This is a genomic window from Yersinia rohdei ATCC 43380 (assembly GCF_000173775.1).
Taxonomy (GTDB): domain Bacteria; phylum Pseudomonadota; class Gammaproteobacteria; order Enterobacterales; family Enterobacteriaceae; genus Yersinia; species Yersinia rohdei.
This window is the reverse complement of sequence record NZ_ACCD01000025.1, coordinates 50,020-59,798: the sequence shown is the minus strand read 5'-3', so window position 1 is coordinate 59,798 and position 9,779 is coordinate 50,020. Positions and strand designations below refer to the sequence as shown.

Genomic DNA, 9,779 nt, shown 5'->3' with positions numbered 1-9,779 from the left:
CCGCGCAATCTTACATTTATATGCCGATCCGGCCTGGCGCGAACCGGTAGATATTCTGGCGCGTTTTTTACACAGCGACACCGTGCTGTTGTCACAAGACAGCGGCGGCGGCTCCTTTGATGAAGCTTGTGGTCTGCCGTGGCACCGTTTGGCGGCACATTACCCCGCGGTCACACCGGCGTGTATGGCGGTAACGGTAGAGTTGCGGGGCCAACAAGATGTCAGCCATGAACTTGCCAGTGCCGATGCCGAACGTCTCTACCAGTATTTGCTGCACCGTGGGGCCATTGCCGGCCACCCGCCGGAGATCCCGCAGCGGCAGGTGGTGATGCTGCCCTTTACCGCGGGAGAAATTGTCAGTGCCCCGGCCAGCGGCCTGTTGCTGCTATTACGTCAACCGGGTGAATGGGTCGGGAAAGATGAAATGGTGGCGGAAATTATTGACCCCATCACTGATACCGTCAAAGCAGTACGGGCGCAGGCCGGGGGAATTATCTATGCCAGTCGGCGCACGCCTTTTGTCACCTTGGGGGCTGAAGTGATGAAAATTGTCGGGCAAGAAACCTATCGCGGTGGCGGAGGGCTGGCATCCTAACCGGAGAAGGGCGCATGCCATCCTCAAGCCCGCGCAACGGGGCTTGAGGATAATGAGCAGGGCTGATAATTAAGGGTTGATAATGAGCTGGGTGAAGACTCAGTCGAAATCGCTGGCATCATGGCGTTCAGCCAGTTGCTCTGCGGGCTCTCCCCATGTGCGATTGACTCTGCACCCGCGTTGCACCGCAGGCCGCTGCGCTATCTCTTCCGTCCAGCGGAGCAGGTGAGTATAGGATTTCACATCCAGGAATTCCCCTGCTTCATATTGCAAGCCCAGCACCAAATTGCCATACCAAGGCCAGATAGCGATATCGGCAATGGAATACTCATCACCGGCAATATAGCGCTGTGTTTTAAGCTGGGTATTGAGCAAATCAAGCTGGCGTTTAGCTTCCATAGTGAAACGGTCAATCGCATATTCAATTTTCACGGGCGCATAATGATAGAAATGGCCAAAACCGCCGCCCAAATAGGGGGCCGCACCCTGTAACCAGAACAGCCAATTCAGTGCCTCCGTCCTGCCGGCAGGGCTTTTTGGCAGAAAATGGCCAAATTTATCCGCCAAATACAGCAAAATAGCACCAGATTCAAAGACCCGCACTGGCGGTGTTGTTGAATAGTCCATTAGCGCGGGGATTTTGGAATTGGGATTGACGGCGACAAAACCGCTGGAAAACTGATCGCCTTCACCGATCCGGATTAGGTGGGCATCATATTCCGCCCCTTGCTCGCCCAAGGCCAGCAACTCCTCCAACAGAATAGTGACTTTTTGGCCATTTGGCGTCCCCATCGAATACAGTTGCAGTGGGTGTTTGCCGCGCGGTAGTTCCGCCTCATAGCGGGCACCTGCCGTTGGGCGATTGATTTTAGACCACACTCCGCCGCTGGCATTGTTTTCCGTCCAAACTTTCGGCGGCTGATATTCGTTATCTTTTATCATGGGTTACCTTAGTGGCGAATGAAGACCAACTGAATGAGCTAACAAGAGTGAAAGCAATCAACAGACCCTTTGGCACTACTGTCTAATTTTTCTTCTACAATGTCAAAATCCGCGCCATATGAAGAGCCGGGCTGGCAGGTTTCTCAAGCTTCATACAACACTTTTGAGGCTTCTTCTACCTGCCGTTTCAAGATGTTAAGAGTCTTCGACAGCACGTTTTCTTGATCGTTGAACCAGCTATCTTTATCGGGCAGTGCCGTGGCCAACCGCCAGGATTCTTCTTTTTCCAGCCGGTGCAGTTCGCGCGATATCGCCTTAATCTTGTCACGAACTTCATGCATTTTCCGGCGCAGCTGCTCTACGTCATCAATAAGGTCGCTGGCCATCTGCGGTTCAAGCCCCTGTTTGAGGTTCTCCAACAAGCGATGAATGGCAGAAAAATCACCGCGTTGGCGTGCTTGATTCAACTGAACCATCAATTGATGTGCTTTCTCTTTAAACTCATCCGCCACCAAATCGGGATGACACAACCGACTGGCTTGCCGCCACAGGCGTTTCAATTCTTGACGTTGATCAGCAGAGAGTTTTTTGTCCTTGTCGTGGCGCTGTTCCGCATCCTGCTGTTGCTCTTGATAACTCTCGTATTTTTCTTTCGCCTCTTCGCGGGCCTGACGGGTAGATTCGGTATCGCGGGTGCTGAACCCGTTTTCCAGTTGTTTAATTTCCGCCAACAACGCGGTGATCAATTCAGTTTGTTGCTGAATTTGTTTGCGCAGCGCCACCGTGTCACTGGAAAGCACCGTCACCTCTAGCCAGCGCTGTTTTAATGCCGCCAGTTCATCAATGGCCTGCGCGATATATTGTTGGCAGTTACGATAGTCGCGCTCCCGACGGCGAGCTTCTGCCTCGGCTTTTCGCAGGGTGCTTTCCGCTAACTGTTTACGCAAATGCAAGATCTGCTTCATTAACGGGCCCAGGCGCACTAAATAGAGATCGTTAAAATCATCCAGCAACTGAATGCGTTCATTGCGTTTATCAATTAACTCGCGCAATTGTTCTTCCAGCGCTTTTAATTCCAGTTTACAGGCGGCTAATTCAAGATTCTGCCACTGGGCGACACCTTGTTTATTACTTAGCCACGCCGAAATCGCCTCTAAGGCCGCAGTAAACTTACCTTGCTCAATCGAGGTGGCGATAAAACACAGGATTGCATCTTGTGTTTCATGTTTAAGATAGGGCAGTTGGTGGCGGATAATATCGTCATCTTCAAGCTCAATCGCACTTTTAATGATCTCCAGCCGTTTAATGAGTTTTTTCATGAATATTGGATTTACTGATAGCCTTGGCAGAATACCTACATACTAAACAACAGCTTCCCATTGTTCCAGATGAATGAGGACTGATTTCATCTGGCGGGCCTGAGAGTTATGTCAGTCTGGGTGATAAGTCACATTCGCCCCCTGGCCTGATGATTTCCCGGCCAAGTTTCAGCGCCGAACTCTGGGCCAGAATGCAGATAAAGGGCAGGGAAGGCCATGTTTGATGTGTCTGGGTGAATTCTGCAACCCTGAGGCACTGTTAACCTAACAGAATTCACACAGCGCGATCGCAGTAAAAATAACGTTTAAATTCAATCTATTATGATTTTTCATCTGCTTTGAGCAACCATAACCTCGATTCCTACTGATCCAAACCAATGCTGTCTAGCCGTAACGTCCGCTGCCCGTCATGTCTGCTCAAAAAACAGGCTTAACGTACCATAATTTCCGATCGCCAAACTGACCCCTAGGAGACAAAAAAGGAGAAAGGTAAAAGAAAATATTTAGCTGAAACGTGTCACCTAGATGTTGTTTTTAATCACATTGCCAATGTAATAAATAATTCGAATCATCATTTAAAGTGATTTTTATCACGATAAAATAGATAAAAATGACCTTTTTTTCATCAAGTGATAGATCTCACATTTTAGTTGCTGAAAGATTTGTAGCCTGCTGCATAAGCTAGATGAAACCATTCAGCAAAAAAGGAGTTATTGATGAAGAAATTACTGGTTGGCAGCATTGTTATGGCGTTTTGTTCCTGGCAGGCAGCCGCACAAACCTACGTGCTGACGGATGCTGAAAACAGCGTGGAGAAGGGAAACTGGCAGATCACCAGTGAAGGACTGAAGCTAAAGGATGCCAACTTCAGCATCGAGCAAAAAGTGCTGCACGGCGGTAAGCAGGAAGGCTCAAAAGTCATTACGATTACCAGCAAAGGCCTGACCATTGCGCTTAGCCCAACCCGGGGCATGGATTTATTGCATGTTGTAGGGAATAACGTCCGTCTGGGCTGGGATTCCCCAGTAAAAGAGGTGGTGAATCCACAGTTTATTAATCTGGAAAGCCGCAACGGCGTCGGTTGGTTGGAAGGGTTCAATGAGATGATGGTGCGCTGCGGTTATGAGTGGACTGGGCACCCCGTCAGCAGTGAAGGTATGCTTTACACCTTGCATGGCCGTGCTGGAAACACACCGGCTTCAAAAGTCGAGATCCATGTCAGTGAAAAAGCGCCGTATGAAATTACGGTGCGTGGTTTGCTGGAAGAGAAGAGTTTCAAAAAAGTCAATTTTGAAACCTGGACCGAGTTACGCTATATCCCCGGCAGTGACGCATTCACCATTCACGACACGCTCACCAATCTGGCTGATTACGCCCACGATTATCAAATCATCTATCACAGCAATATTGGTACCCCTATCCTTGAACAGGGCGCACGTTTTATCGCACCGTACAAAGAGGTGACCCCTTTCAATGAATACGCGAAAAAAGGCATGAAAGAGTGGCAAAATTATGCGGGGCCGACCAAAGATTTTGATGAGATGGTGTTTAATATCAAACCGCTGGCTGACAGTCAGGGTAAATCCTTGGCGGCAGTGATTAACCGCGCGGGCGATAAGGGCGCATCGATCGAATTTGATACCCATCAGTTGCCGTTACTGACGATGTGGAAAAATACCGACACCCTCAAGCAGGGTTATGTTACGGGGATCGAGCCGGGCACAAACTACGCCTATCCGGTTACGATTGAACGTGAACAAGGCCGCGTCAAGCAGCTACAGCCCGGACAGAGCACGGTGTTCAGCCTGACCTATACGCTGCTGGGTGATGCACAGGCCGTGCAAAAAACCGAACAACGTATCAAGCAGATTCAAGGGGATATCAAACCTGTCATCAGCGAAACGCCTATCGCTAAAGAGTAATTATTTCTGAGTGCATGAGTGCAAAAATACAAAGCCAGCCGACCGATAAAATGTCGCTGGCTTTTTGCTGTCAGATGACACTGCTGATTATTTCAGCCCCTGCGGATTGACGCAGTTTTCTTTAACCTTGCATTCACAGAAATCTGCATGATTTGATTTCAACAGCAGGTCTGCATAAATGCGGTTTTTTTTATGTCTGTCGCCAGACGAAATCTGACGGGTAATCAGGCTGCTAACTTTTCAGATTTCACGTAGCGTTACCGGTCGAAAATGGGGTAGGGAGTGAGTTGGCCGTTTTGGTTGCCTCGGTCTGAGGATGGATAGCAATACCTGAGACCGAGATAATCACGGATTACCGGCAAAGTTGAGTGTAATCCTTAGAGAGGTATCGCATCTGGTGTTATAAATTCAATTTAACATAATATACATTATACGCACCTATATACAGATAGGCGGAATTTAAGGGTTCTGTGGCCATGACTTGGACTGATGCGACAACGCCGGTGCTTTGCTCTATCATCACAGATGCAGCTTGTAAGCGATTATGCTGAGCGGATGGCCATGTTACTGCGGCACCGGCTAAGATATGGCAAAACGTCTGCGACGACACAGGCCGGATAAATTTTACGGTAACGCGATGGCTCATAACCTTACTCGTCTCTTGCCGCAAAACGAATCCGGTTTCCTGAAGTTGTTAGGCTTCAGGGTCGCTACAACTGCATCAAAACAAATCGCTGGTACGTTCTATTCGTCTTCGACCGTCAGACGCTTAAATCGCTTCTGAGGCTACCAAAAGCAAAACCCGTTTTGCAGGACTGGATGGGATCGATAGTACGGGTTATCATACTAAAGTTCGGGTGTCACAGAACCCCGAACCGCTTCGCGGCAGTGTACGGCCATAGTATTCAACATCCAAAAGGCTAACGTATGGACTTCTCTGAATATCAGACAGAAATAATTGAAGATATAAAATCATGTCTCGAAGGTTTACAGGTGCAGCCCATCCTCTTTATGGGTGCAGGAATATCTCAACGCTACCTAAAAGCCCCGGATTGGGAGAATCTGTTAAAGTATCTGGCTGAAACTTGTCCGTTAATCAATCGGCCATATGGTTATTACAATCAGACACGAAATGATAACAAGCCATTGATTGCTAGTGATTTTTCAGAATCTTACGCCGAATGGGCATGGGATGTTGGAACGACTCGTTATCCCGAACAATATTTCAACGGTAAAAGTTCTAAAGATATATATATAAAGCACGAAATTGCATCATTGCTGAATAATTTGTCTGATTCGGTTAATTTTTCAGCAATGGAATACACCGAAGAAATTGAAAAATTAAAAAAAGTAAGACCACATGCAATAATTACAACGAATTATGACGATCTACTTGAAAAGGTGTTTGATAATTACCAGCCTATAGTTGGTCATAATGTTGTAACTGTTAATTATACTACCTACGGTGAAATCATGAAAATTCACGGTAGTAGTAAGGAACCTGAAAGCATAATAATAACTAACGAAGACTATATTGAATTCTATAAACGTAAAAAATATATTAGCGCAAAATTATTAACATATTTTGTAGAGCATCCTCTATTTTTTATCGGCTACAGCATTAATGATGAAAATATTAAGGCAATATTATCTGATATTGACGAAATAATTTCACCGAACAATGTGTTAATCCCTAATATTTATTTAGTTTCCTTTAGTCAAGATTGCGAAGGCACTGGTTCGCATCAGAAGGAAATTTTGATTGGCGTCGGTGAGAATAAAAGCATTCGAATAAAAGTAATTTATGCCAACGATTTCGGCTGGATTTATGATGCTCTCTCGTCGAACACACCAGAAATTAGTGTCAACCCAAAATTGGTAAGAGCATTACTCGCCAGAACGTACACCTTTGCATCACAATCACTTGTAAAACAAGAGCTTCCATACGATTTTGAAATGCTCAGGAACATAGCTGAACATGATAATGTGCTTGCAAAACTTTATGGTATAGCAGAACTTAACAACGGTCAGGCATTGAATGCAAGCTATCCTTATACAATATCCGACCTAGCCAAGCTGCTTGATATGGGGTCATGGCACTACGTCCATAAGGTTTTGGAAAGAGTACATAAAGAGACAGGTTATAATATTAAATCATCCGATAATAATTATCATGTTTTGGTTAAAACAGGAAAGGAAGGAGTTCACAAATACTCACCTGCTGCATTTGAATTGATTAAGAAGATTATTAATGGTCAAAAATATAAGCTAAAACCCTGATTGGTTCGTACAATGACGTTATGTAAAAGAGCCGCCTGCGGGATTCTATTTTCGCAGGCGGCTTTTCTACATAACGTGTGGCACATTATACGCACCGATATTATTAGCACCATATAGTAATGTCACTTTTTACCCAGATAGAAATGTCACCTTAGGGGTACTTTATGATCTGGTAATCGAGCTGATATGTGCCAACAGTTCAGAAACTAAAGGCCGTATGGAACGCGGCCAATCAGACTGTTCAGGATAAGATTGTTCAAGGAAACTCAAATCTTGTAGAAGAGTGTGTTCGAAGCGATAGGCGACTGGACGAAACCGAAGTACTCATAGAATGCTCTCGCTTGATCATCTATCGCATGCACCATGATGGCTTTAATACCCACTTGGTCTGCCAGATTAGAAATTCGCATCACGGCATCATTAAGAAGCCATTTGCCAAAGCGATGGCCCTGGGTACAAACATCGACAGCCAGACGTCCCAGCAGGACGATTGGCACGGGATCTGGCATGTTCTGGCGAAGGCTACGACCTAAATTGGCGTGACTGACTGAGCCGGTTGCAATGGAGTAATAACCCACCACACGCGTTGTACCGTCCAGACAGATAACGAAAGTACGGGAGGCATTCTGGAGCTGGTTTTTCATGGCTCGACGGCGCAACCAGTCACTCAGCACCTCATTTCCGCAGTCGAACGGCTGGAGAATATGCTCTTCTGTCAGCAGTCCTGGCGCGGTAATGATCATTTCCATTCAGGCTTCACATCCATTAAGCGTTTGCGCCCTTCTGCATTTTGCACCGGAGCTTCAAGCTGTTCAATGAATGCCTGATAGCGTTCATCATCAAGGACGAATACACGCTGATCCAGGATGATGTTCTGTGCCTCATGAACAACCTTCTCAATAATGAAGTCGGTTCGGTTCTTATTGACCAAACTCGCAGCATAGTCGATTACTGCACGCTCTTCTTCGGTAGCTCGGACGTTAATTTGCTTGTCGCGAGTGGGTTTACGAATGGTACGCTGCATAACATCCTCCTTATGGTAACAAAATGCTATACATTGATAATAGCTAAAAAGGTAACGAATTGATATACACAAGTGCCTCTTACGATCAGTTTTGTTCGCCACCGGCCTTAGCCAGCTGGCTAATATCACCCTTTTCCAAAATAGGTTTGTCATAGCCATAACGGACGGCATTTAACATCGCTTTCCCCATATCCTCGGTGGTCAGGATGGCCGTTGGAAACAAGTATTTTAGTAATGGGAACAACGGCGTTAACAGTTGATAAAAAATTCGGTAACTGGCAGTTTTGGATCGAGCACCATTGAGCGGCTGAATAATCGCGGGACGGAACATCCACGCGTGAGCAAACCCCAGTTTCAAAAGCGCATTTTCAGTTTTACCTTTGACCCGCGCCCACATGACTTTCCCCTGCTCGCTGCTGTCGGTTCCGGCACCGGAAACATAAATAAAAGCCATTGCCGGGTTAGCCTGTTGTAATTGAGACGAGACATTCAGCGTCAACTCATAGGTTAGCTGACGGTATTTTTCTTCTGTCATGCCCGTAGCACTGACCCCAAGGCAGAAGAAACAGGCATCATATTGACGGATATCTTCCCGGCTAAGGGAGAATTTGGTCGGATCGGGCGTCACAATCTGCTGTAGTTTTGGGTTGCTGATGGCTAATGCCTGGCGAGTAACAACCGCGACGCCACTGACATCTGCTGCCAGTAAACATTCCCGTACTACCCCTTGCCCAAGCATACCGCTGGCACCAAAAATAATTATCTTCATGGCGAGTTAACTGTCCTTATGTGAGTGCTGGAGTCGAACAGCATAAAAGTCGCAAACATAGCTATCGACTCCAGCAAGATGGCATTAACATGATGCTGACGGAACTGTTGCCAGAGTCACCTTCCGGTTATTTGGCCTGAAAACCGCCATCAATATTGAGAATGTGCCCGGTAACGAAACTGGCTTCATCAGACAATAACCAGCTGATACCATTCGCGATTTCTTCCGGTTTACCGAGTCGGTTCATCGGATGCATGGCGCTGATGATATCTTCGTTATAGTTTTCGTCACTGCCATCAAGTTGGGCGGCGATAATGTCGGTTTTGATCGCGCCCGGAGCCACACCATTGATGCGAATTCCCTGAGTCGCATAGTCAAGTGCTGCTGATTTTGTCAGGCCAACAACCGCATGTTTGGTCGCCGCGTAAGTCCCTGCCCAAGGTATGCCATTCAGCCCGGCAATAGAAGCCAGATTGACAATAGCACCTTTGCCCTGCTTCACCATTTGCTCGACTTCGTACTTCATGCAGTAGTAAAGCCCCAACAGGTTAGTGTCGATCATGGCGTTAAATTTATGGGTATCAGATTGAACAATGGTGCCGGTTTCATTTGAGATCCCCGCGTTATTCACCGCCATATCCAGTTGACCAAACTCACGGACGATGGCAGCAATCATCTCTTTAACGTCTTGTTCCTGAGTGACGTCATTTTTAATAAAACGCACTTGCGCATTATCGGTAGCAACTTGTTTGATTTCTTCTACCGCGGCTTGCCCCAGATCTTCACGCCGCCCACTGATAACCACGGTTATCCCTTGTGCTGCCAGTTTCAGTGCTGTGGCTTTGCCAATACCGCTCGCGCCACCGGTTATTAGTGCAACTTGATGTGACATAATCGACTCCTTAATATTGGTTACTTAATAATGAAT

At 46.7% G+C, this 9,779-nt stretch carries 8 protein-coding genes and 1 pseudogene; 3 read left to right on the top strand and 6 right to left on the bottom strand.

Annotated features, from left to right (window positions below):
• Window positions 1–595 (top strand): annotated as a pseudogene (locus YROHD0001_RS04030) (succinylglutamate desuccinylase/aspartoacylase domain-containing protein); the annotation flags it as partial.
• A gap of 99 nt (window positions 596–694) precedes the next feature.
• Here the strand turns inward: YROHD0001_RS04030 and yghU are convergent.
• Both yghU and YROHD0001_RS04040 read right to left on the bottom strand, forming a co-directional pair.
• Window positions 695–1,534 carry a glutathione-dependent disulfide-bond oxidoreductase gene (gene yghU, locus YROHD0001_RS04035; RefSeq protein ID WP_032817589.1) on the bottom strand — a complete coding sequence of 280 codons (840 nt, stop codon included), beginning with the start codon at window positions 1,532–1,534 and terminating at the stop codon, window positions 695–697.
• Between the two features lie 146 nt (window positions 1,535–1,680).
• The gene (locus YROHD0001_RS04040; protein ID WP_004715903.1) at window positions 1,681–2,856 is read right to left on the bottom strand and encodes a coiled-coil domain-containing protein; all 1,176 of its coding nucleotides are present in this window, start codon (window positions 2,854–2,856) and stop codon (window positions 1,681–1,683) included.
• Between the two features lie 716 nt (window positions 2,857–3,572).
• Between YROHD0001_RS04040 and YROHD0001_RS04045 the strand changes: the two genes are divergently transcribed.
• A complete protein-coding gene (locus tag YROHD0001_RS04045) occupies window positions 3,573–4,778 on the top strand; it encodes an aldose 1-epimerase family protein (protein ID WP_004715902.1) in 1,206 nt (401 codons plus the stop codon).
• A 927-nt stretch (window positions 4,779–5,705) separates the two neighbouring features.
• Entirely contained in the window at window positions 5,706–7,058 is a 1,353-nt protein-coding gene (locus YROHD0001_RS04050) for an SIR2 family protein (RefSeq protein WP_004715901.1), read from the top strand.
• A gap of 266 nt (window positions 7,059–7,324) precedes the next feature.
• Here YROHD0001_RS04050 and YROHD0001_RS04055 read toward each other — a convergent pair whose 3' ends face one another.
• From YROHD0001_RS04055 to YROHD0001_RS04070, 4 genes are all read right to left on the bottom strand, one after another.
• Window positions 7,325–7,807 (bottom strand): GNAT family N-acetyltransferase, encoded by a 483-nt coding sequence (locus YROHD0001_RS04055; protein ID WP_081452069.1) that lies wholly within the window; start codon window positions 7,805–7,807, stop codon window positions 7,325–7,327.
• Window positions 7,798–8,082, bottom strand: a complete 285-nt coding sequence (locus YROHD0001_RS04060; RefSeq protein WP_004715899.1) for a type II toxin-antitoxin system TacA family antitoxin — start codon at window positions 8,080–8,082, stop codon at window positions 7,798–7,800. The genes YROHD0001_RS04055 and YROHD0001_RS04060 overlap by 10 nt, the downstream gene beginning before the upstream one ends.
• A gap of 85 nt (window positions 8,083–8,167) precedes the next feature.
• Window positions 8,168–8,851: a Rossmann-fold NAD(P)-binding domain-containing protein gene (locus YROHD0001_RS04065; RefSeq protein WP_004715898.1), complete on the bottom strand. Its 684-nt coding sequence runs from the start codon at window positions 8,849–8,851 to the stop codon at window positions 8,168–8,170.
• Between the two features lie 127 nt (window positions 8,852–8,978).
• Complete coding sequence (locus tag YROHD0001_RS04070; protein ID WP_004715897.1) at window positions 8,979–9,743, bottom strand: glucose 1-dehydrogenase; 765 nt, start codon at window positions 9,741–9,743, stop codon at window positions 8,979–8,981.
• Between the last annotated feature and the right edge of the window lie 36 nt (window positions 9,744–9,779).